This is a genomic window from Streptosporangium sp. H13245 (genome assembly GCF_055690525.1).
The window spans coordinates 680532-703710 of sequence record NZ_JBSZKT010000002.1 but is presented as its reverse complement, the minus strand read 5'-3'; the positions used below and the strand labels follow the sequence as shown (position 1 = coordinate 703710).

At 71.9% G+C, this 23179-nt stretch carries 15 protein-coding genes; 12 read left to right on the top strand and 3 right to left on the bottom strand.

Going from position 1 to position 23179, the window contains the following annotated elements; translation table 11 throughout:
- Positions 1-445: alpha-amylase family glycosyl hydrolase (locus ACW9TB_RS07045; protein WP_472747104.1), on the bottom strand; the 445-nt coding region annotated here is incomplete at its 3' end.
- Between the two features lie 45 nt (positions 446-490).
- Positions 491-2611, bottom strand: coding sequence for an alpha-1,4-glucan--maltose-1-phosphate maltosyltransferase (locus ACW9TB_RS07040; RefSeq protein WP_472747103.1), 2121 nt, complete (start codon positions 2609-2611; stop codon positions 491-493).
- A gap of 352 nt (positions 2612-2963) precedes the next feature.
- Between ACW9TB_RS07040 and glgP the strand changes: the two genes are divergently transcribed.
- On the top strand, positions 2964-5546 hold the full coding sequence (gene glgP, locus ACW9TB_RS07035; protein WP_472747102.1) for an alpha-glucan family phosphorylase: 2583 nt from the start codon (positions 2964-2966) through the stop codon (positions 5544-5546).
- A 314-nt stretch (positions 5547-5860) separates the two neighbouring features.
- Here glgP and ACW9TB_RS07030 read toward each other — a convergent pair whose 3' ends face one another.
- On the bottom strand, positions 5861-7696 hold the full coding sequence (locus ACW9TB_RS07030) for a flavin monoamine oxidase family protein (RefSeq protein ID WP_472747115.1): 1836 nt from the start codon (positions 7694-7696) through the stop codon (positions 5861-5863).
- Between the two features lie 289 nt (positions 7697-7985).
- Between ACW9TB_RS07030 and ACW9TB_RS07025 the strand changes: the two genes are divergently transcribed.
- The 11 genes from ACW9TB_RS07025 (at position 7986) to ACW9TB_RS06975 (ending at position 22940) form a co-directional block, all read left to right on the top strand.
- Positions 7986-10106: an amylo-alpha-1,6-glucosidase gene (locus ACW9TB_RS07025; protein WP_472747101.1), complete on the top strand. Its 2121-nt coding sequence runs from the start codon at positions 7986-7988 to the stop codon at positions 10104-10106.
- A gap of 111 nt (positions 10107-10217) precedes the next feature.
- On the top strand, positions 10218-11309 hold the full coding sequence (locus ACW9TB_RS07020) for a glycosyltransferase family 4 protein (protein ID WP_472747100.1): 1092 nt from the start codon (positions 10218-10220) through the stop codon (positions 11307-11309).
- Positions 11310-11370: 61 nt separating this feature from the next.
- Positions 11371-12141 (top strand): enoyl-CoA hydratase/isomerase family protein, encoded by a 771-nt coding sequence (locus ACW9TB_RS07015; protein ID WP_472747099.1) that lies wholly within the window; start codon positions 11371-11373, stop codon positions 12139-12141.
- A gap of 73 nt (positions 12142-12214) precedes the next feature.
- Entirely contained in the window at positions 12215-12547 is a 333-nt protein-coding gene (locus ACW9TB_RS07010; protein WP_472747098.1) for a hypothetical protein, read from the top strand.
- Entirely contained in the window at positions 12544-13767 is a 1224-nt protein-coding gene (locus ACW9TB_RS07005; RefSeq protein ID WP_472747097.1) for a DUF6395 domain-containing protein, read from the top strand. Before ACW9TB_RS07010 ends, ACW9TB_RS07005 begins: the two co-directional genes overlap by 4 nt.
- The gene (locus tag ACW9TB_RS07000) at positions 13752-14606 is read left to right on the top strand and encodes a M55 family metallopeptidase (RefSeq protein ID WP_472747096.1); all 855 of its coding nucleotides are present in this window, start codon (positions 13752-13754) and stop codon (positions 14604-14606) included. Before ACW9TB_RS07005 ends, ACW9TB_RS07000 begins: the two co-directional genes overlap by 16 nt.
- A 150-nt stretch (positions 14607-14756) precedes the next feature.
- A complete protein-coding gene (locus tag ACW9TB_RS06995; RefSeq protein ID WP_472747095.1) occupies positions 14757-16391 on the top strand; it encodes a flavin monoamine oxidase family protein in 1635 nt (544 codons plus the stop codon).
- Positions 16392-16472: 81 nt separating this feature from the next.
- On the top strand, positions 16473-17003 hold the full coding sequence (locus tag ACW9TB_RS06990) for a YbaK/EbsC family protein (RefSeq protein WP_472747094.1): 531 nt from the start codon (positions 16473-16475) through the stop codon (positions 17001-17003).
- A gap of 131 nt (positions 17004-17134) precedes the next feature.
- Positions 17135-19483, top strand: coding sequence for a serine/threonine-protein kinase (locus ACW9TB_RS06985; protein WP_472747093.1), 2349 nt, complete (start codon positions 17135-17137; stop codon positions 19481-19483).
- Complete coding sequence (locus ACW9TB_RS06980; RefSeq protein WP_472747092.1) at positions 19483-21450, top strand: serine/threonine-protein kinase; 1968 nt, start codon at positions 19483-19485, stop codon at positions 21448-21450. Before ACW9TB_RS06985 ends, ACW9TB_RS06980 begins: the two co-directional genes overlap by 1 nt.
- Before the next feature lie 86 nt (positions 21451-21536).
- Positions 21537-22940 carry a serine/threonine-protein kinase gene (locus ACW9TB_RS06975; protein ID WP_472747091.1) on the top strand — a complete coding sequence of 468 codons (1404 nt, stop codon included), beginning with the start codon at positions 21537-21539 and terminating at the stop codon, positions 22938-22940.
- The last annotated feature ends 239 nt before the right edge of the window (positions 22941-23179 follow it).

Sequence of the window (23179 nt, the reverse complement as noted above, 5' to 3'; positions counted from 1 at the left end):
CGTTGTCGTTCCAGACGTAGAAGTCACCGAACGGCCCCTCGGGGTCGTGGCGGGAGGCCTGGAACCACGGGTGCTGGTCACTGGTGTGGTTCATCACCAGGTCGGCGATGACCCGCATGCCGCGCTTGTGCGCCTCGTCGACCAGTTTCACGAAGTCTCCGAGATCGCCGAAATCAGGAAGGATCTTCATGAAGTCGGCGATGTCGTACCCGCCGTCGCGCAACGGCGACTCGTACAGCGGAAGCAGCCAGAGGCAGTCGACGCCCAGCCACTGGAGATAGTCCAGTTTCTGGATGAGACCGCGGATGTCTCCGGTGCCGTCGCCGTTCGAATCGGCGAAACCCCGGATGAGAACCTCGTAGAAGACGGCACGCTTGAACCAGTACGGATCGCGCGGCTTTTCCTCGTCGAAGGTGTTCGGAATTGGCTCAGGTAGCTGACTCACCAGTGACTCCCCGCTGTTCTGCCGGTATATGCGTACCCGGCCGGCTCACCGCTGGTTCGCCGCCGCGGCACGCAGAGTGAAGACGTGCGCTGGGTGGATGTGGGGATCGAGGCGCACGTAGTTGTCCTGCCGCCAGCGATACGACTCGCCCGACAGCTCGTCGTCCACGACGAACTCGGCCTGCCAGTCGAGCCCGAGGGCGGGCATGTCGAGCGACACCGTCGCCTCGTGGGTGTTGTGCGGATCCAGGTTCACGACGACGAGGACAACGTCGCCCAGGCCGTGCCGTCGTGTGGCCGTGTCGTAGGCGCCGGGCAACCGCTTGGAGAAGCAGATCACATCCGGGTTGTTGACGCTGTGAAACCGTAGATTACGCAGTTCTTGGAGCGCCGGGTGTGCTCTTCGGAACAAATTGAGTTGCGTGATGAACGGGGCCAGGCTAAGCCCTTCCCGCTCAGCCGCGACCCAATCGCGGGGTCTGTATTGATATTTCTCGCTATCTAGGTATTCTTCGCTACCCGGTCTAACCGGTGCATTCTCCGCAAGTTCATATCCCGAGTACACGCCCCACGTCGGCATCGCCGTAGCCGCGAGTACTGCCCTGATATGAAATGCCGGGACTCCCCCGTGCTGAAGGTATTCATGGAGAATGTCCGGAGTATTGACGAACACGTTGGGCCGCATGTAGTGCGACGTCTCGTGGGAGAGCTCGCTCAGGTACGCCTCGACGTCCGGGCGCGAGTTCTTCCACGTGTAGTACGTGTACGACTGGTGGAAGCCGACCTTGGCCAGCGTCCGCATCATGGCGGGGCGGGTGAACGCCTCCGCCAGGAACAATACGTCAGGATCGGTGGTGTGCACGTCGGCCAGCAGCTTCTCCCAGAAGGCCACCGGCTTGGTGTGCGGGTTGTCCACCCGGAAGATCCGCACCCCGTGGTCCATCCAGAGCCGCACGACCCGCCTGATCTCCTCGTAGATCCCCTTGGGGTCCTTGTCGAAGTTCAGCGGATAGATGTCCTGGTACTTCTTCGGCGGGTTCTCCGCGTACGCGATCGAGCCGTCGGCGCGGATGTTGAACCACTCCGGGTGCTCCCTGACCCACGGGTGGTCGGGCGCGCACTGCAGGGCGAAGTCGATGGCGACCTCCATGCCCAGCTCGCGGGTCTTGGCCACGAAGGCGTCGAAGTCCTCGAAGGTGCCCAGGTCGGGGTGGATGGCGTCGTGGCCGCCCTCCGCCGAGCCGATCGCCCAGGGCGAGCCGGGGTCGTACGGCTCGGGCGTGAGGGTGTTGTTGCGCCCCTTGCGGAAGCTGTGCCCGATCGGGTGGATCGGCGGCAGGTAGACGACGTCGAAGCCCATCTTCGCCACCGCGGGCAGCCGCTTGGCGGCGGTCTGGAAGGTCCCGGACTTGGGGGCGACGCCCTGCTCGATGATCGCGCCCTCGGAGCGCGGGAAGAACTCGTACCACGACCCGAACAGCGCCCTGCGGCGGTGCACCAGGACCGTGCGCGGGGCCGATTTGGTCACCAGGTCGCGCAGCGGGTGGGCGCGCAGCAGCGCCGCCGTCTCCGGGAGCTGGGCCACGGTGAACCGGGCGCGCGGGTCGATCTCGGGGTCGCGCAGCCTGGCCGCGACCGCCTGGAGCGCGGCCCGGTGCCCGCAGACGTGCTTCTGCGCCTCCTTGGCGCGCCTGGCCGTCCGCGCCGCCGGGGTCTTGCCGCTCACCGGCCTGCCGGTCGCCACCGTGCCCGTCGCGGGCGCGCAGTCGGCGGCCCGCACCGCTCTCGCCGCGCGGTCGAAGAGCCGGGCGCCCTCCTCACACATCAGGTCGGCGTCCAGGTCCCGGGGGATCTTGATACCCGCGTCGTGCAGCCAGGTGGCCATGGGGTCGCCCCACGCCTCCACCCGGAAACGCCACTCACCCTCCGTGGGCAGCGTCACCTCCACGCCCCACCGGTCGGTGCCGGGGGCGAGCTCGCCCATGGGCAACAGGGGACCGCGCACGCCGCCGGGGCCGGTGAACACGACCCCTGCCGCGACCGCGTCGTGTCCCTCGCGGAACACGGTCGCGGAGATCTCGAAGGTCTCACCCGCGGCGGCCTTGGCGGGGCGGCGCCCGCAGTCGACCGTGGGGTGGATGTCCTGGATTGGGATTCGTCCGATCATCGCGTCTCAAGGTAGCGGCGGCACGCCCGGTACCGCCGGGGAAGTCAGCAAGGAAGGATCTTCGTTTGTTCAAGCATCCCCGGGCGGCCGGTCTCGGGGCAAGCGGAGCCCTGCCCTGCTGGGACGGCCGGTTCCCGAGGGCAGTACATTCTGGCCCGTATCTCCGGTGCCCCAATAGTCCAGCTTCATGCGTCCCGCTGGATAGAGTGCGGCACCTCTTACTCTTCCGCGAGTTCTCCTAACAGTCGATCACCTGCCTTTGATGTGTTTGGGGTGGATTGATAGCGGTGAGAGGGAGACGCGTGAGTGTTGGGGTCGCCCTCGTGGCGCTGAGTAACTAGGGTCTGGCACCGTGAGAGCAATCCGCAGGTTTACCGTCCGCACCGTCCTGCCGCCGGAGCTGGCCTCCCTCGGCGAGCTCGTCCTCAATTTGCGCTGGTCGTGGCACCCGGAGACATTGGATCTGTTCGGCGAGGTCGATCCGGCCATCTGGGGGCGCGTCGGGTACGACCCGGTGGCCCTGCTGGGCGCCGTGGAGGCCGGAAGGCTCCGTGAGCTCGCCGCCGACCGCCGCTTCCTGAGGCGGCTCGCCGACGCCGCCGACGACCTCCGTGAGTACATGACCGCCCCTCGGTGGTACCAGACCATCTCCGAGGCCCCCGAGGCCATCGCCTACTTCTCTCCCGAGTACGGCATCGCCGCCGCCCTGCCGCAGTACTCGGGCGGGCTCGGCATCCTCGCCGGGGACCACCTCAAGGCCGCCAGCGACCTCGGGGTGCCCATCCTCGCCGTCGGCCTGCTGTACCGCCACGGCTACTTCACCCAGTCCCTCTCGCCCGAGGGCTGGCAGCTGGAGCACTACCCCTCCCTCGACCCCGGCGGCCTGCCGCTCACCCTCCTGCGGGAGGAGGACGGCACCCCCGTACGCATCAAGATCAGCCTTCCCGAGCAGCGCACGCTGCACGCCCAGGTCTGGGTGCTCCAGGTCGGCAGGGTGCCGCTGCTGCTGCTCGACTCCGACGTGGCAGAGAACGACACCGCCGCCCGCGACGTCACCGACCGCCTGTACGGCGGCGGCGGCGACCACCGGCTGCTCCAGGAGCTGCTGCTCGGCGTCGGCGGCGTCCGCGCCATCCGCGCGTACTGCCGGGTCACCGGGCACGCCGAGCCCGAGGTGTTCCACACCAACGAGGGGCACGCGGGCTTCCTCGGCCTGGAGCGCATCCGCGAGCTCACCGAGGCCAGGCTCTCCTTCGACGAGGCGCTGGAGGCGGTCAGGGCCGGGACCGTCTTCACCACGCACACCCCCGTGCCCGCCGGGATCGACCGCTTCCCCGCCGAGATGATCGGGCGTCAGTTCGGCGGCGACAACGCGTGGCCCACGGTCCCCGTCGACCGCATCCTCGCGCTGGGCGCCGAGGAGGAGCCGGGCAAGTTCAACATGGCCGCGATGGGCATGCGGCTGGCCCAGCGGGTCAACGGCGTCTCCGAGCTGCACGGCGCCGTGAGCCGGGAGATGTTCCAGAGCCTGTGGCCGGGCTTCGACACCGAAGAGGTGCCGATCGGGTTCATCACCAACGGCGTGCACGCCCCCACCTGGGTCGGCCGGGAGATCATGGAGCTGGCCGGGAAGGAGCTGCCCACCCTGGTCGACCGCGCCCAGGGCTGGGAGAGCATCGGCAAGATCTCCGACGGCGACGTCTGGGGCATCAGGGGACGGCTGCGCGAGAAGCTGGTCGTCGCGGCCCGCGTGCGGCTCCGCCAGTCGTGGATCAACCGGGGTGCCTCGCAGGCCGAGCTCGGCTGGATCGACGACGCCCTCGACCCCGAGGTGCTGACCATCGGCTTCGCCCGCCGGGTGCCCTCGTACAAGAGGCTCACCCTGATGCTGTCCGACCCCGACCGGCTCCGCGCGCTGCTGCTCGACCCCGCCAGGCCGGTGCAGATCGTGATCGCGGGCAAGGCCCACCCGGCCGACGAGGGCGGCAAGAAGCTCATCCAGCAGATCGTGAAGTTCGCCGACTCCGAGGACGTGCGGCACCGCATCGTCTTCCTGCCCGACTACGACATGGCCCTGGGCCAGCTGCTCGTCCAGGGCTGCGACGTGTGGATGAACAACCCGCTGCGCCCGCTGGAGGCGTGCGGCACGTCCGGGATGAAGGCCGCGCTCAACGGCGGCCTCAACCTGTCCATCCGCGACGGCTGGTGGGACGAGTGGTACGACGGCACCAACGGCTGGGCCATCCCCACCGCCGACGGCGTCGCCGACCCCGACCGCCGCGACGAGCTGGAGGCCGCCGCCCTGTACGACCTGATCGAGCACGAGGTGGCCGACCGGTTCTACGACCGGGCCGACGGGCTGCCCCGGCGCTGGCTGGAGATGGTCAGGCACACCCTGGCCTCGCTCGGTCCCAAGGTGCTCGCCGGGCGGATGCTCCGCGACTACGTGGTCGGCCTCTACTCCCCGGCCGCCAAGTCCGCCCGCGCCCTCTCCGGAGAGGGGTACGACCAGGCCAGGAGCTTCGCGGCCTGGAAGCTCAAGGTCGGCAGGGCCTGGCCGGGCGTGCGGGTCGAGCACGTGGAGGCTTCCGGCCTGGGCGACAGCACCCCGGAGCTCGGGACGTCGGTGGAGCTGAAGGCCACCATCGCCCTCGGCGAGCTGGAGCCGGGGGACATCCGGGTCCAGGCGGCCTACGGCCGGGTCGGCGACCACGACGACCTGTCGGCTCCCTCGTACGCCGACCTGACCGTCGAGTCCGAGGGCGACGACGGCAGGGCGGTCTTCGCCGGGACCATCCCCCTCGACCGCACCGGGCCCTTCGGCTACACCGTCCGGGTCGTTCCCGACCACCCGCTGGTGGCCTCGACCTCGGAGCTCGGCCTGGTCGCGGTGCCCGAGGAGCCCGTCGGCATGACCAACGGCACCCTCCGCTGACCGCGTGACCGTCCGGCGCGCGCCGGACGGTGTGACCTCCGTGATCCCCGGGTCCTCCCGGGGGATCACGGAGGTCTTCGCGTTTCCGCTCCACCGAGGGCGCCCCGACACGGGGGAGTCTCGAAGTGTCCGCGTTCCACCACGTCGCGTGGTGAGGTGGGTAGGGTTGAGCACTCGATACCTGGCGCCCAAGAAAGGTTTCCGGCGCCGTGACCCCGGAGCGCGCCTGATCGTACGGCGGCCCGGTGGCGCGTGGCCCGCGGAGGTCGGTGCCGCGGGCCACGCGGAGGGACCCCGCGACGAGGGGCGAGGAGTCAGGCGTTGGCCTCCAGGGCCGTGCGGACCGCCGACTCCAGGGCGCCCTCGATCCAGGAGTGCTTGAGCGAGGTGTGCTCGCCCGCGAAGTGCAGCCGTCCCACCGGGGCGGCGATGGCCGGGTGGATCTCGGTCATCTGGCCCGGCGTGAAGACGGCGGCCTCACCGAAGGCGTAGCGGTTGCGCAGCCAGCTCTGGGTCCGGCCGTGGCCGGTGTAGAACTCGGAGATCCGCTCCCCGTGCACCTCCTGCAGCCCCCGCAGCGCGTGGGCGTAGCGCTCGGCGTCGTCCATGGAGTCCCAGCGGGCGGCGTCGTCGGCCCACGCGTAGCTGGCCAGCACGACGCCGCCCTCGCTGCCGCGCACCGGGTGGGACGGGAAGTAGACGAACCGGTTGGCGTTGTCGGTGACCGACCCGCCGCCCGTCACGTGGCCCGCGGGCCCCGGGCGGTAGCGGGAGCCGAGCTCCCGTCTCCAGTCGCGCTCGTCGAACTCCCACCAGCGCCTGCGGAACTCCAGCAGCACCTTGGTCGCGGAGTCGTAGTGCAGCTCGATCACCGCGCGCCGCTTCGGGTACGGCAGGGCCGGGGCGATCTCCACGTGGCGCAGCGCGGAGAACGGGATCGTGATGATCGCGAGGTCTCCCTCGAACGTCTCCCCCCTGCCCTGGGGCCTGGAGGCCGTCTCGGTGCTGCCCGTCTCGGTGACCGTCTCGACGCGCACGCCCCGCGCGGTGTGCTCGATCCGCACGGCCCGCCGGTCCATCCGGATGTCGCCGCGCAGCCCCCGCGCCAGCCGGTACGGCAGTTCCCGGCTGCCTCCCTCCATCTCCCAGTAGGTCGCCGACGGATTGACCAGGCTCCGGGTCAGGAAGGTGTGCATGAACGACAGCGGCAGCCGGGAGGTCAGGTTCTCCAGGGTGCCGATGGCGTCGATCGCCGCGTCGCTCAGCCGGGCGTGCTCCCGCAGGAAGCGGTTCATGGAGTGGTCGTCGAAGTCGTACAGGACGCGGGCCCAGCCCTCGATCAGCCCGGGCAGCGGCTTGTCGACCCGCTCCTGGCCGCGGACGGCGGAGAAGTAGTCCCTGACCGGGTCGAGCGCGTCGTCGAGGATCCTTCCCGCGGTCCTGTCGTCCCGCAGCCCGAAGGAGGCGTTGATCTCGCGCGGGTTCCCGGCGTACTCGTCGCGCCGCCGGGTGATGCCGTTGACCCGGATCAGGGTGTGGTTCGCCCGTTCCGGCGCGGTGAACTCCCCCCGGGACGGGCCGGAGCGCCAGGCGGGCCCGCGGCGCGGGGTGTAGACGACGGGCGGTGTCGGGCCGGTCGCCGCGGCGCCGGGACGCACGTCGACGTTGTAGAACAGGCGCCGGGAGATGCCCAGCTTGTCGATGAGCGCCAGCGTGAGCGGGTGGAAGTCGGGGATACGCATCGCCCCGGCCTCGGCGTACTGCAGCCGGTCGGCGAAACCGGTCTGGAAGGTCTTGATCCGGCCGCCGATCCGGTTGCCGTTGGCCTCGACGACGGTGACCCGGTGCCCGGCCCGCTTCAGCAGCGTCGCGGCCACCAGCCCGGAGATCCCGGCGCCGACGACGAGGATCCTCTTGGGGGAGCGGGTCCTGGGCAGGCCCGTGTCGATGAGGACCTTGAGGTATTCGAGCTTGAGGTCCGAGCCGTCCTCGCCGACGAGCAGCAGGTCCCGCGCCACCCGGGTGCAGACGTCCCAGCGCTTTCCGTCGCGGGGCTGCCGCCCGGTGCGCGCGGGGGCCGGTTCCACGGCCGCGCCCACCGCTCCCACGGCGCCCAGCCCGGCCAGCCTGGCGAATCCCCGCCGGTTCATATCTGGCACAAGATCCTCCCTTTCGTAGTCACTGTGAGTAATTGAATGACTACTATCGGGTCAAGTTCCGGTGTGCCAGGGTCTTTCCGGTTGTGGCCCTAACCGGTCTCGTGCGGCCCGTGTTTCACGGCTTTTGTCGTGGAGGGCGGGCGGAGGGTCTCGGGCGCGGATGTTGGGTCGAATCGGATAAAGTCCCCTTTGTAGGGCAAAACGCGACATTTACATAGTTCTTTCTTGTTTGTGGTGGGAATGGCTAGATAGCCGACATCTGCACACCCTGGAGAGAACAGTGGACGCATGGACGTTCGAGGGCCAGCCGGGCGCGCTGGGCGACACCACGGTCACGCTGGTCGAGGGCGGCTCCTTCTGCGTGTGCGCCCGTAACGGCGACATCCTCCCCGGCGGGGCGCAGGGGGTTTACCACGCCGACACCCGGATCCTGTCGCGCTGGGAGCTGAGGGTGGACGAGATGCCCGTGGAGGCGCTCAGGGTCCTGCCCGCCGAGCCGTACCACGCGATGTTCCTCGGCAGGGCGGCCCCCCGCCCGGGGCGGGCCGAGAGCAGCCTGCTCGTGCTCAGGGACCGCTACGTCGGGGGCGGCCTGCGTGAGGACCTGACCCTGCGCAACCTGGGCGTCGAGCCCGCCGGATGCGTGGTCGACATCCACGTCGCCTCCGACGTGGCCGACCTGTTCGAGGTGAAGGCCGGCCGGATCCGGCACGTGAGCGACGTGGAGGTGACGTCCGACAGGACGGGACTGCTGATCGTCTCGGCCTGCCGCTCGCGCGGCACCAGGGTGGTGGCCGAGCCCGCGCCGTTCGCCGTGCCCGGCGTGCTCATCTTCCGCGTCGTCGTGCCCGCGCGGGGCGAGTGGACCGCGAGCCTCCAGGTCAACCCGATCCTGGAGGGCGAGGAGTCGCCCGCGTGGTTCTCCACCCACCGCCCGCTGGACCACGCGGAACCCGCCAGGCGCCGCGCCGACTGGGAGCGCCTCAGCCCGATCGTCGTCACCTCCGACCGCGTCCTGGCCCAGGTCCTGGAGCGCTCGAAGGAGGATCTCGGCGCGCTGCGGCTCTTCGAGCCCGGCACGCCGGACGAGCCGCCGACGATCGCCGCGGGCGCGCCGTGGTTCATGACCCTGTTCGGCCGTGACTCGCTGCTGACCTCGTGGATGGCGCTCCAGATGGACCAGTGCCTGGCACTGGGCACCCTGAGGCGCCTGGCCCGGTTGCAGGGCACCGTCGACGACCCGCTGACCGAGGAGGAACCGGGCAAGATCCTGCATGAACTCCGCTTCGGCACGCAGACCGGCGCCTCGCCGCACGCGGGCCGCGCCTACTACGGCTCGGTGGACTCCACCCCGCTGTTCGTGATGGTCATGGGCGAGCTGCGCCGGTGGGGCGTGTACGAGGACGCCGTCGAGGCGCTCATGCCGAACGCCGACGCCGCCCTCGACTGGATCCGCAGGTCCGCCGACCCGTTCCTGTCCTACCGGCGCAAGACCGACCACGGGCTGGTCAACCAGGGCTGGAAGGACTCCTTCGACGGCGTCAACTTCGCCGACGGCACCCTCGCCGTCCCCCCGATAGCCCTGGCCGAGGTCCAGGGCTACGTCTACGCCGCCTACATCGCCCGCGCCCACTTCGCCCACGAGGCGGGCGACAGCGCCCTGGAGGGGGAGTGGACGGCCCGCGCGGAACGCATCAGGGACGCCTTCAACGAGCGCTTCTGGCTGCCGGACCGGGGCTACTACGCCATCGGCCTCGACGGCGCCGGACGGGCCATCGACAGCCTCGCCTCCAACATGGGCCACTGCCTGTGGACCGGCATCGTCGACGAGGACCGGGCCCCCCTCGTCGCCGAGAGGCTGCTCTCGCCGGAGATGTTCACCGGGTACGGGGTGCGGACCCTCGCCACCACCATGGGCGCCTACAACCCGATGAGCTACCACAACGGCTCGGTCTGGCCGCACGACAACGCCCTGATCGCGGCCGGGCTGATGCGCTACGGCTTCACCGGCGAGGCCCAGCGGATCGCCTTCGGCCTGCTGGACGCGGCCGAGGTCTTCGGCTGGCGGCTGCCCGAGCTGTTCTGCGGCTTCGACCGGGCCGAGTTCACCTGGCCGGTGCCCTACCCCACCTCCTGCTCCCCGCAGGCGTGGGCCGCGGCGAGCCCCATCCAGCTGGTCAGGAGCCTGCTGCGCTTCGAGCCGTGGATCCCGTACGGGCGGGTGTGGCTGGATCCCGTCGACCTGAAGGGCCTGCGGATCCAGGGGCTGCCGCTCGCGGGCGCCAAGGTCACGATCGAGGTCGGCGGGGACGGCGCCACCGTCAGCGGGCTGCCGGACGGGATCACCCTGATCAACGAGCCGCGCAGCCCGCTCACCGCCGCCCTGCGGCAGGTCCACTGACCGTTTCTCCCGCCTCCTCCCACGTTCCGTGTCTCTTTAGGATCTTTAGGAGAGGTGTCCATGGTTTCCTCAAGGGTTTCCTCAAGGAATGCTCAGGGATGGTCCGACGGCATGCGCGTCCTGATGGTCGCGCCGCCCTGGTACGACGTGCCGCCCCGGGGCTACGGGGGCATCGAGTCGATGGTGGCCGGTCTCGTCGCCGGGCTGACCCGGCGCGGGCACGACATCACGCTGGTCGGGGCCGGCCGGGCGGGCACCCCCGCGCGCTTCCTGAGCACCTACGGGCGGGCGCCCTCCGAGCGGATCGGCGAGCCGGTGCCGGAGGTCCTGCACGCGGCCAAGGCGTACGCGATGACCTCGAAGCTCGTCGTGGACGTGATCCACGACCACACCCTCGCCGGGCCGCTGAGCGCGCCCGCGCGGGCCGTCCCGACGCTGCTCACCTGCCACGGGGAGGTGGTGGGGGAGTTCGGCGAGTACTACCGGGCGCTCGGCGCCACCGTGTCGATGATCGCCATCTCCGAGGCGCAGCGGCGCATCGCCCCCGACCTGAACTGGGCGGGGATGGTCCACAACGCGGTCGACGTCACGGCCTTCCCCTTCAGGGAGCGCAAGGAGGACTGGGCGCTGTGGCTGGGCCGGTTCAACGAGGACAAGGGCGCCCACCTGGCCATCGACGCCGCCCGCGCGGCGGGGCGGCGCATCCTGCTCGCCGGAAAGCTCACCGAGAAGATCGAGCGCGACTACTTCGACGAGTACGTCAGGCCCCGGCTCGGCCCCGACGCCGAGTACGTCGGCGAGGCCGACACCGGGCGCAAACACGAGCTGCTGGCGGCGGCCAGGTGCCTGGTCTTCCCGATCGTCTGGGAGGAGCCGTTCGGCATGGTCATGATCGAGGCCATGGCCTGCGGCACGCCCGTGGTCGCCCTGTCCAGGGGCGCCGTGCCCGAGGTGGTCGTGGACGGGGTCACCGGATTCATCCGCAGCGACCCCGCGGAGCTCCCCGCCGCCATCGAGGCGGCGGGCCTGCTCGACCCGCGTGCCTGCCGTTCCCGCGTGGAGCGTTTCTTCAGCGTGGAGGTGATGGCCCGCGCGTACGAGGCGATCTACCGCAGGACGGTCGCCGGGCTGCCGAGGCGGGCGGGGGAGGACCCGGGCAGGAGCGCCGGGGAGAGCAGGGACCTGGCCATGCCCGTCAACTGAGACGCGCTCTATGGTGGATCACGGCACAGAGATCAAGAGGGGTCACGGCGGAAGGACGTCCATGGGTGAGTTCGCGCGGGTGGAGGCGGCCGACGGGGTCGCGACGATCAGGCTCGACCGGCCGAAGATGAACGCGCTCAACCGGCAGGTCCAGCTGGAGATCGCCGAGTGCGCCCGGCAGGTGGACGCCGACGACGGCGTGTACGCCGTGGTCCTCTACGGCGGGAAGGTCTTCGCGGCCGGTGCCGACATCAAGGAGATGGCCGACATGTCGTACGCGGACATGGCGGTCCACTCGCGGGTCCTGCAGGATTGCTTCACCGCCGTCGCGAGGATCGGCAAGCCCGTCGTCGCGGCGGTGACCGGCTACGCGCTCGGCGGCGGCTGTGAGCTGGCCCTGTGCGCGGACGTCAGGATCGCCGGGGAGTCGGCCAAGCTGGGCCAGCCCGAGATCCTGCTCGGCATCATCCCCGGCGCGGGCGGCACCCAGCGGCTGTCCCGGCTGGTCGGCCCGTCCAGGGCCAAGGACCTCATCTTCACCGGGCGCCACGTGTCCGCCGCCGAGGCGCTGGGCATCGGCCTGGTGGACCGGGTCGTGCCCGACGAGGACGTGTACACCGAGGCCCTCGCGTACGCCGCCCGGTTCGCGGGAGGTCCCGCCCTGGCGCTGCGCGCCGCGAAGCAGGCCGTTGACCGCGGCCTGGAGACCGATCTCGACACCGGCCTGGAGATCGAGCGCCTGCAGTTCTCCGGCCTGTTCGCGACCGACGACGCGGGGATCGGCATGCGGGCTTTCTCCGAGAAGGCGAAGGCGAAGTTCACCGGGCGCTGAGCCGGTGGAGCTATAGGGATTGGTCCTGGATGATCGAGAATTGCCGGTATCGTGCCGAGTTATGGTGCGGTTGGTGAAGCGTGCGCTGGTGCCCGCCCCGCTGCGGCGGGCGGTTCTCGGCTGGTTCGACTCCCGGTACATCTCCAGGGCCGACCACCGGCAGGACGTCAAGGACGCGCTCTGGGAGGTCCAGACGCTGGCCAGGGAGGTCACCGCGCTGCGCGCGGAGGTCGTCGAGCTGCGCGCGCGGGTGGCCGGGGTCAAGCTCGACCCGGCGCGGGCCGGGCGCTGGGACGACGCCCACCGGCTCGCCCAGGAGACCGCGGTCGCGCTGGACGGGGTGCTCCAGAACGAGGTGCTGCTCTGGCAGGCCGTGGACCGCGCCACCGCCGGGGGTACGGGGTGAGAGTGGCCTGGACGGCCGACGGCGGCACCTGGCACCTGGTGTTCCGGCTGGACCCCGAGGACGACGTCACCGGCCGGTGCGCCGACGGCCAGCCGCTGAAGCTCGCCACGAACACCTTCAGGGCCGAGCTGCCGAAGGCGCCGCGTGACATCCACCCCGACCTGCTCGCCCTCGCCGCGTGGACCGTGGTCGCCCCCTGGACCCGGCGCCGCGTCACCTTCGACCGGCCGATCTCGCCGGAGCTCGCCGGGGCGATCGGCGACGGCTGGGGGATCGAGGCCGGTCCCATCGGGACGCGTCCGCGCTCCGGTGGCAGGCTGGCGATCTCCTACAGCGGCGGGGCCGACTCGGTCGCCGTGGCCGCGATGCTGCCCGACGCGCCGTTCGTGCACTTCCAGCGGGTCTCCCACCCGCGCGTGCCCAACCGGTGGACCCACTACCGCTCCGACGTACTGGCCTCGCTGGCGGAGAAGACCGGCCGCGAGCTGACCGTCGTCCGCTCCGACCTGGAGTTCACCCTCGCCGAGCCCCGTCCCGGCTACCCCGAGCACCACGCGGTCGCCGTGGGCGCGCTGCTGATGGCCGACGAGCTCGGCCTGGGCGGCCTGGCCTTCGGCTACGAGCTTGGGTCGCGCTGGCTGGGGGGCGCCCGCTACATCCACCGCTACACGCCCGACAACCTGATGTGGGCCCCGCACGGCGCCTGGGGGCGGGCGTTCGCCGCCGCCGGGCTGCACCTTGTGCTTCCGGTGGGCGGGGTGAGCGAGGCCGTCACGATGCGGCTCGCCCTCGGCTCCGGCCTGCGCGGGCAGCTCCGCTGGTGCCTGCGCGGGGTGGGCGGCCCCTGCGGGACCTGCGGCAAGTGCCTGTACAAGGAGCTCATCCAGGCCGCCGTCGAGCGCCGCCCGCTGCGCACCACGATCACCGTTGGCCGCCCGGTCGCCCGCAAGTGGCAGGAGCCGCCCCCGTACGGTGGCCAGGAGATGATCGAGTACGGCTGCGCCCGGGTGCCCGGCATCGAGGACACGGTCTTCGCCACGGCGGCGCGGCACCTTCGCGCGACCGAGTCCTCCACGGCCTGGCTGGACCGCTGCTACCCGCCCGCGGTCGCGGAGATCCCCGAACCGTGGCGCAAGCAGGTTCACGACTTCGTGGACGGGGAAATCGGTTTCATGAGCGAGGACGAGGCGCGTCGCGTCGAGACGTGGGGGATGGCGTGAAGGTCTACGTCTCGGTCGACATGGAAGGTGTCACCGGGCTGACCGACCCCGAGGAGATGCACGCCGGGGGCCGGGGCTACGAGCGCGGCTGCGAGCTGATGACCGGCGACGCCAACGCGGTCGTCGAGGGATTGTACGACGCCGGTGCCACCGCCGTACGCGTCAACGACGCCCACGGCTCGACCAAGAACCTCAGGATCGACCTGCTCGACGAGCGGGCGACCCTGCTGCGGGGGCCCGGCAAGCCGCTGCGGATGGGGCAGGGGCTCGACGCGAGCCACCGGGCGGCCTGCTTCGCCGGTTACCACGCGCGGGCCGGTGTCCAGCACGGGGTGCTCAACCACACCTGGATGGGCAAGGAGATCCACAACATCTACCTCAACGGCGAGGTCTGCGGGGAGACCCGTCTCGTCGCCTCCTTCGCCGGGACGCTCGGCGTGCCGGTGGTCCTGGTGACCGGGGACGAGGCCGTCTGCGAGGAGGCCAGGGAGCTGCTCGGCGACGTGGAGACCGTCGCGGTCAAGAAGGGCATCGACAGGTTCGCCGCCGAACTCCTGCCACCGGCCGTCGCCCACGCCCGCATCCGCGAGGCCGCGGCCCGCGCGCTCGGCCGGGTGACCGACTTCCGCCTCTGCGCCCCCGAGCCGCCGTTCACCCTCGGCGTCGAGTGGAACTCCACCGCCATCGCCGCCGGGTGCGCGATCATCCCCGGCGTGACGGCGGCGGGCCCCCGGCACTCGGAGTTCACCACCGACGACTTCTCGCAGATCATGGCCCTCCTGGGGATCTTCGCCACGATCGGCGGCCACATCGCCTGCTCCAGCGGCGCGTACGGCTGACCTCGCTCGATGTCCTTCGCGCCCCCCTTTTGCCTTCCGGTTCCCCCGGCCCGGATAGCCTGCGACGCGCGATCCCCCTCGCCCCGGTGACTCCCCCGACCCGGTGACCCCCTTCGACCCGACGGTGCCCGATGTGCTGTGACGACCCCCATGAGTGACGAGACCGCCGATAACAAGACCGCGCCCGCCGAGGTCGTACCCGCCGAGACCGGGGCCGCGCCCGGCGCGGGGGCGGGGCTGACGCGCAGGGCGCTGCTGGTCGGCGTGGGCGCGGCCGGGGGCGCCGGGGCCATGTTCGCGGCCATGGGCGCGCTCGGCCTCGTCCCGGAGTCCCAGGACAGGGACTTCACACCCCCGCAGCGCTCCGACTTCTCCCTCACCGGCAGGGGGGCGGCCAAGGTGGTCGTCCTCGGCGCGGGCGTCGCCGGGCTGACCTGCGCCTACGAGCTGGGCAAGGCCGGGTACGACTGCACGGTCCTGGAGGCGTCCGGCCGGGTGGGCGGCAGGAACCTCACGCTGCGCGCGGGCGACCGGCTGGACGAGCTGGGCGGCGAGACGCAGACCGCGGCGTTCGGGGAGGGCATCTACTTCAACGCCGGGGCCGCGCGGATCGCGCCCTGGATGGTCACCATGGACTACTGCCGCGAGCTGGGCGTACCCGTCGAGATCTTCGTCAACAACAACGCCTCGGCGTACGTCTACACGCAGGGCATGGCCGCCCCGCTCCGGGCCCGCGCGGCCCGCGCGGACCTGTACGGCTACGTCGCGGAGCTGCTGGCCAAGGCGAGCAACGCGGGCGCGCTGAACCGCCGCCTCACCGGGGAGGACCGCGAGCGGCTGGCGGAGTTCCTGCGGCGCTTCGGCGACCTCGGCCCCGACCTCGCCTACCGGCGCGACTCCCGGCGCCGGGGGTTCGAGACCTATCCCGGGGTGGGCGAGGGCGTCTCCGTGGGCCCGGCCGCCCCGATGCGCGACGTGCTCGCCGCGGGCACCGGCAGGTACGTCACCATGGACTTCGGCTACGACCAGGTGATGCCCATGTTCCAGCCGGTGGGCGGCATGGACAGGATCACCGACGCGCTCGCCGACGCGGTCGGCCGCGACCGGATCAGGACGGGCACGCCGGTCACCGGGGTCAGGAACCTGCCCGACGGCGTGGAGGTCACCCTCCGGGACGGGGTCGTTCGCGCCGACTACTGCGTCGCGACCCTGCCGCCCCACCTGTTCGCGCGCCTGCCGCACAACCTCGGCACCCCGGTCACCGCCGCGCTCCGCACGCCCGTACCCGTCTCCGCCGGCAAGATCGGGCTGGAGTACGGGAGACGCTGGTGGGAGATCGACGACCGCATCTACGGCGGCGCCACCGAGACGGACCTGGACGTCACCCACATCTGGTACCCCTCCTACGGCTTCCACTCCCGTGGTGGCCTGGTGGTCGGCTACTACAACGTCGAGGAGAACGCCGAGGCGTACACCGGCCTCACCCACCGCGAGCGGCGCAACCGCGCGCTCACCCAGGGCAAGAAGATCCACGGGGAGAAGTACCGGGCCGAGCTGCGCTCCAGCGTCTCGATCGCCTGGCGTCGTCAGCCGTACATCGAGGGCGGCTGGGCGAGCTGGCCCTCCTTCGACGCCTCTTTCGACCTGCTGCTGCGCCCGGCGGGCCGGGTCTACTTCGCGGGCGACTGGCTCACGCACCTGACCGCCTGGCAGGCCGGTGCCATGGAGTCCGCGAGGAGGGCGGTCACCGATCTGCATCGCCGGGTGCTCCAGGCCGGCTCCTGAGTGTCACCCCGCGGCCGTAAAGTCTTCGGTGCGAGAGAATTCCCGAGGGAATTCCCAGGGAGACGGGGAGACGAGACGGCGATGGCGATCGGGACGTTGGACTGGACGAGTGCCGCAGAGCGGCCGGACCTGCTGGCCGAGCCGGTGGCGAGGGCCGTCGGCGGAGTTGAGGGGCTCGGTGGGGTCACGGTGGCCGAGATCGACCCGGAGCTGGCCGACACCGCGGCCTTCTGCGAGCGCTACGGCGTGGGCATGGACGAGTCGGCCAACTGCGTGATCGTGGCGGCCCGGCGCGCGGGGGAGACCCGCTACGCGGCGTGCATGGTGCTCGCCACCATGAGGGCCGACGTCAACGGGGTGATCCGGCGCCACCTGGACGCGCGGAAGATCTCGTTCGCGCCGATGGACGACGCGGTCACGCTGACCGGCATGGAGTACGGCGGGATCACCCCGCTCGGGCTGCCCGAGGACTGGCCGGTGCTCGTCGACGAGGCGGTGGCGGCCCACCCGGGGGTCGTGATCGGCAGCGGTGTCCGCCGCTCCAAGCTGGCCGTGCCCGGTTCCCTGCTGGCCGGGTTGAAGACGGCGCAGGTTCTCCACCTGGCGAACTGAGGCGGAAATGAGATTAAGTGGGAGCGAGAATCGGGAAACCGTCGGGGTTCTGTGAACGTTATTCAGTCGGAAAATGTGGCCCGATGGTTCATCTCGTGGGCGAGGTCTAAGCCGATATGGTGCTTCATGCCATGAATCAGGACGACCGATTGGGCCCTTACCGGCTGCTGCGGCGGCTCGGTGAGGGCGGTATGGGCGTGGTTCACCTAGCCGTCGACCCGCAGGGGCGGCAGGTGGCGGTGAAGGTCCTCCGCGCGGAGGTGGCGGGCGACGACGTCGCGCGCCGCCGTCTTTCGCGCGAGGTCGAGACGATGCGGCGGGTGCGCAGCGAGTACATCGCGGAGGTCCTCGACGCCGACGTGACCGGCCACCGCCCGTACATCGTGACGCGGTACGTCGCGGGCAGGCCGCTGGACGAGGTCATCAAGCAGGACGGCCCCATGGAGCTGCCCGCGCTGCTGCGGGTCGCGCACGGGGTGGCGTCGGCGCTGGCCGCCGTCCACTCGGTCGGGGTGATCCACCGCGACCTGAAGCCCGGCAACGTCCTCATCCTGGACGGCGAGCCGGTCCTCATCGACTTCGGCATCGCGCAGGCCGTCGACGCCACCCGGCTCACCCAGACCGGCATGTTCATCGGCACCCCCGGCTACCTCGCCCCCGAGATCATCGAGGGGCACGAGGCCGGGCCGGAGGTCGACGTGCACGCCTGGGCGGGGACCCTGGTCTTCGCCGCCACCGGCCTGCCGCCCTTCGGCAAGGGCACGCTGGAGATGATCTTCTACAACATCACCGCGGGCAAGGCGAACGTCGACGCGGTCCCCCAGGCGCTCCAGCCGGTCCTGCGGGCCGCCCTCCAGCGCGACCCGGCCAGGCGGCCCGCCGCCGCCGAGCTGGCGACGCAGGTGGGACGCCTGCTGCCCGCCTCCGGCAGGCCCCGGGTGCCCGACGAGGTCACCACGGTCGCGGAGTTCGACGACCCCGCCCCGGGGTCCCCGGGCGCCTTCGGCGGCCGGGGTACTTCGGGCGCGTCCGGCCGTCCCGGCGCCTTCGGCGGGCCCGGCCCGTTCGGCGCTCCCGGCGTGTCGGGCCAGGGCGAGCGGACCGGCCAGGGCGGTCACGGCCGCCAGGTGGCCCAGGGAGGTCAGGGGCCCACGGGATCCGGCGCCCAGGTCCCGCACGCCCCCGGCCGCCAGGGCGCCGCGGTCGACGAGCCAGGCGACGTGCCGACCCCGGTGGCCTCGCGCCCCGCGCTCCAGCAGCCCACCCCCTGGCCTCCCGCCCCCGTGGCCCAGCCCCACGAGTACGTCTCGCTGCTCGGCGAGGAGCAGCCCGACCCGTGGCCCACCCGCAGGGTGACGCCCGAGGAGCTGCGCCAGGCCGCGGCGGCCCAGCAGGCCGCGCACGACCTGCCCACCGGCATGCTCGCCCCCGAGGACGTCCCCACCCGCACCCCGGGCGCCGTCCCCGGTCCGGTGCCCGGCCCGTCCACCCCCGCCGCCCGCGACCAGGGCGCCACCGCGCCGGTCTCGGACGGGGACATCCCCACCCAGCGGGTCCGCCCCCAGGACCTGCAGGAGTACATCCGCCAGTACACCAACCAGCCGGGCCAGCCGGGCCAACCCGGCCAGCCAGGTCAGCAGGGCCAGCAGGGTCAGTCACCGCGGTCCGGTGGCCAGCCCTCGCCGCCCTACCCGCAGCGGCAGGCCCCGCCCGACCAGCAGCAGACCCCGCACGTCCGCACCCCCACGCCGCCGCCCTACCCCTACCCGCACCCCCAACCGCAGCAGCAGCACCATCAGCAGCACGCCCAGCATCACCAGCAGCCTCAGCAGCCCGTGCCCGCGGCGCTCCACCCCGGCCAGCGTCCGGGTCACGCGTTGCAGCGTTCCAAGGCGTACGGGGTGGCGAGCCTGCTGATGCTGGTCATCATGACGGTCGCGGCGGTCATCGCCCCGGTGGTCGTCGCCGCGCTGGCGATCCCGGTGGCGATCCTGCTGCGCGCCGCCGACATCGCCCAGCCCGCGCTCAACGCCAGGAGGGCCGCGGGCGAGGCGGCGGCCGACGTCTTCCGGGTGCTCGGCCAGCCGGCCGCGCTCCTGAAGTCGATCGGCATCACCATCGCCCTCGTGCCGTACGCGCTGATCCTCGGCCTGCCGGTGACGCTCCTGCTCGCGGTGCTGGTCGGAGGCATGCCGGAGACCAACGCGCTGAGCTGGGGCGTGGCCGTCGCGCTCTGGACGGTCTGCGCCGGACCCGGCGTCGAAGGCCCCAGCCGCCAGATGAGACGTACGCTGGCATCACTGCTGCCGTCGCGCGGCGCGGCCATCATCGCCGCCGCGGGGCTGGCCGCGGTGGCGGCGCTGATGGTCTACCTGGCGATCGGCACCGTGGGAGACGCAGCACGACGGGCGGTGTGGACGCCGGTCGATGTCGGAACGGTGGTGCACGAACTGAAGGACCTACGAAAGAAGGCGGCGTGATGACCGGGGACACGCGGGCGCCCGAGAGGCTGGGGCCGTACCGCCTGCTCAGGAAGATCGGCGAGGGCGGCATGGGCGTCGTCCACCTCGGGCTCGACGAGGACGGGCGCGAGGTGGCCGTCAAGGTCCTGCACCCGCACGTGGCCGCCGACCTCAAGGCCCGCGACCGGCTCACCCGCGAGGTGGAGACCATGCGGCGGGTGCGCAGCCCGCACGTCGCCGAGGTGCTCGACGCCGAGCTGACGGCGAAGCAGCCCTACATCGTGACCCGGTTCGCGCCGGGCCGCACGCTGGAGGAGACCGTCCTTGAGGACGGCCCGCTCCCCGCCGACCAGATCATCCGGCTGGCGCAGGGCATGTGCGCGGCGCTGGTGGCGATCCACGCCGCCGACGTCATCCACCGCGACTTCAAGCCGTCCAACGTGATGATCGTCAACGGTGACCCGCTGGTCATCGACTTCGGCATCGCGCACCTGGTCAACGCGACCCGGCTCACCCAGACCGGCATGTTCGTCGGCACCCCCGGCTACCTCGCCCCGGAGATCATCCGCGACTCCGAGATCACCCAGGCGGCCGACGTGCACGCGCTGGCCTCGACGGTCTTCTTCGGCGCGACCGGCAAGCCGCCGTTCGGCACGGGCAGCTTCGAGGTCGTCTGCTTCAACATCATGGAGGGCCGGGCCAACGTCGACCTCGCCCCCGCGTGGCTGCGGGGCTGGCTGCGGCGGGCCCTCTCCGTCGACCCCGTCACCCGGCCGTCCGCGACGGAGCTGCACCGGATGGCCCGCGCCCTCGACCCGAGGGTGACGGCCTTCCAGGAGACGCCGCCCACCGCGGTCCTCGACGCCGGGACGAAGGTCCTCAACGCCGACGGCACCAGGGTCCTGGACGGCCAGGGCACGCCCCCGCCGCCGTCCCCGTCCTCGCCGCCGCGCAACGGCACCCGCGCGCTGCCGCAGGACGACGGCTACGCCGACCTGCTCCCGCCGGTCGAGTACGCCAAGCCGGAGCGGCGCGAGCGCAGGTCCAGGCAGGAGCAGGGGCAGGGGTCCGGCGCGACGGCACCGCCCCCGTACGTCCCGGCCGCCAAGCCGCCGCCCTACGTCCCCGCGCCGCCCTCGGCGCAGGCCAGGGCCGCGGCGCCGCCGCCCTTCGCCGACCAGCGGGTGGCCGGATATCCGGCGCCGCCGCCCACCGGCCAGGCGCGGCCCTACCCGCCGCCGGTCCAGGCGCGCCGGGAGGCCCCCGCCCAGGAGCGGCCCGCGCCCCGCACCCCTCCGCAGGAGCGCTACCGGGCCGCCCATCCGCTGGCCTCGCTGCTGCTGCTCACGATCCTGGTGGCGCTGGCCTGTGTGCTGCCCGTGGTGGTGAGCGTGTTCGCGCTGGCCGCCGCGCTCTGCCTGCGGGTGGGTGAGCACCTCTTCGGAGACCTGGCCCAGCGGCGCTCCATCCGGGGCAGCAGCGCCAGTGACCCTCTGCTCGCGGTGCTCGGCACCCCGTGGGCGTTGATCAGGTCCGCGTTCGGGACGCTGGTCACCGGGTTGCTGTCCGCGATGTTCGGCATGTGCGTGTGGGGTTTCCTGGTCTACGCCGGAGACATGAACAAGAACTTCGCGGCCGCCTACGCCGCGGGGGCCTTCGTGGCCGGGCTGTTCGTCCTTCCCGGCGGCGGCAAGCCCCGCAAGGCCGTGGCCCGTGCGCTGAGCGGGGTCATCCGCAGCCCCGGCGCGGGCATGGTGACCACGATCGTGCTGGGCACGCTGGCGTTCTTCGCGGTGATGGCGGCGTTCAGCGTGGTCCCCTCCTTCTCCCCGTGGCGTAACCCGACCGTGGTCGTCGACGAGCTCACGGCGGCCTGGCGGCAGTCGGCGAACGAGGGCGCGATGGGCGCGCTCGACCTCGTCGGAGGTCTCTTCGACGAGCTGATGAAGAGTCTCGGCCTGGGGTTCCTGACGTTCTGGAGGTAGCGGTCCCGGCGGGTTTTCCGGCCGGGGGCCGGTGCGCGATCGCCTTCTCTGCTGCACGATGGAGGGGACCGGCCGGAAGGAGTCGCATGGGTGCGGCGGACGGTGAACGTCTTGGCCCCTACCGCCTGCTGTCGAGACTGGGCGCGGGGGGTTTCGGTGAGGTCCATCTGGCGCTCGACCCCGGGGGGCGCACGGTCGCGGTCAAGATCCTGCATCCCCACGTCGCGGCGGACGAGACGGCCCTGACCAGGCTGGCCCGCGAGGTCGAGACCATGCGGCTGGTCCAGGGCCCGAGGGTCGCCGAGGTCCTGGACGCCTCCCTGGAGGGGGCCCGTCCCTATCTGGTCACCCGTTATGTGCAGGGCCGCCCGCTCGGCGCGGTGGTCGCCGCCGACGGGCCGGTCGTCGACGACGATCTCGTACGGCTGGCGCGCGGCCTGGCCGAGGCCCTGGCCACCGTGCACGCCGCCGGGGTGGTGCACCGCGATCTCAAGCCCGCCAACGTGATCCTGACCGACGGTGAGCCGGTCGTCATCGACTTCGGTATCGCCTTCGCGCTCGACTCGCCCTCGGTCACCGCCTCGGGGGCCGTGCTCGGCACGCCCGGTTACCTGGCGCCCGAGGTGCTGGAGGGCACCGGGTCCGGTTCCGAGGCCGACGTCTTCGCCTTCGGGGCGACCCTGGCGTACGCGTCCACCGGGCGGCACCCCTACGGCACGGGCCCGGCGTCGGCGATCGGCTACCGCGTGGTCCATCATCCTCCCGACCTCGAAGGCGTTCCCGGCTGGCTGGAGCCGACGCTCCAGAAGTGCCTGCTGCGCGTCCCGGCCGACCGGCCGACCGCGGACCGGATCGTGGAGTGGCTGGAAGGCACCCCGGCCGCACAGGCCGTACAGGCCAGACGGCCCGTACGACCGGCCGGGCACCGGGGCGCCGCCGAGGGCGAGCGGCACCGGGCGGCCGAGTTCCGCGACCCCCCGCCGTTCGCGAGGGCGGACCTCCCGGAGGCCGGGCTGTTCCCGGGGCCCCGGGACCTTTCCGTGCCGAGGAGCAGGCCGCCCCAGGACGCCGTGAACGCCGCGGACGCCGGAGTGCGGGACGTGGGCACCCAGGAGTGGCGGCCGGGGCAGCCGCGCCCGTCGGGCAGGCCCTCGCCGGAGGAGGCCCGCGAGCGCCGCAGGGCCGTCCTGCACCGCCGCTGGGTCGTCGGCACCGGCCTGCTCGTCGCCCTGATGGCCGCGACCGCGAGGGAGCCGCTGCCCGAGGTGGCGCTGCTGCTCCTGACCGGGTACGGCTCGGTGATGCTCGTCGACGCGGGTATCGCCCTGTTCGCCCGCAAGGACCGGGGGCGTATGATCCTCGACCTGGCCTCGGGGGCCGGGGCCGTCGCGCTGGGGGCAGCTCTGAGCACGTTCTTCAGTACGTTCACCCTGGCGCTGGCGCTGGGCACCGTCGTCTTCGTCCTGGTCGCGATCCTGGTGGCCAGCTGAGCGGGCCGGGGCCGTGCGCGTGGCGTGGCGCCCGCACGCGAATACCGGAATATAGTTCGGTATGGTAGGGGCATGGTTCTCGGGGGAGATCACGGCTGTCCGGCGCGAGCCGCGCAACCTGGTGGTTTGCACCTAAGCTACCGATGGGTAACATAATCACGGGGGGCCGGGGCGGGCACGTACCGACCGGGCCACCCACTGCCACACCGCCCCAGGGCACCTGGCAGTCTTGGCAGCGC

Excerpts from the sequence above, each read along its gene's own strand:
- ACW9TB_RS07040 (WP_472747103.1), bottom strand. The coding sequence starts at position 2,611 with ATGATCGGACGAATCCCAATCCAGGACATCCACCCCACGGTCGACTGC.
- ACW9TB_RS07030 (WP_472747115.1), bottom strand. The coding sequence starts at position 7,696 with ATGAACCGGCGGGGATTCGCCAGGCTGGCCGGGCTGGGCGCCGTGGGA.
- ACW9TB_RS07020 (WP_472747100.1), top strand. The coding sequence starts at position 10,218 with ATGCGCGTCCTGATGGTCGCGCCGCCCTGGTACGACGTGCCGCCCCGG.
- ACW9TB_RS07015 (WP_472747099.1), top strand. The coding sequence starts at position 11,371 with ATGGGTGAGTTCGCGCGGGTGGAGGCGGCCGACGGGGTCGCGACGATC.
- ACW9TB_RS06995 (WP_472747095.1), top strand. The coding sequence starts at position 14,757 with ATGAGTGACGAGACCGCCGATAACAAGACCGCGCCCGCCGAGGTCGTA.
- ACW9TB_RS06990 (WP_472747094.1), top strand. The coding sequence starts at position 16,473 with ATGGCGATCGGGACGTTGGACTGGACGAGTGCCGCAGAGCGGCCGGAC.
- ACW9TB_RS06985 (WP_472747093.1), top strand. The coding sequence starts at position 17,135 with ATGAATCAGGACGACCGATTGGGCCCTTACCGGCTGCTGCGGCGGCTC.
- ACW9TB_RS06980 (WP_472747092.1), top strand. The coding sequence starts at position 19,483 with ATGACCGGGGACACGCGGGCGCCCGAGAGGCTGGGGCCGTACCGCCTG.
- ACW9TB_RS06975 (WP_472747091.1), top strand. The coding sequence starts at position 21,537 with ATGGGTGCGGCGGACGGTGAACGTCTTGGCCCCTACCGCCTGCTGTCG.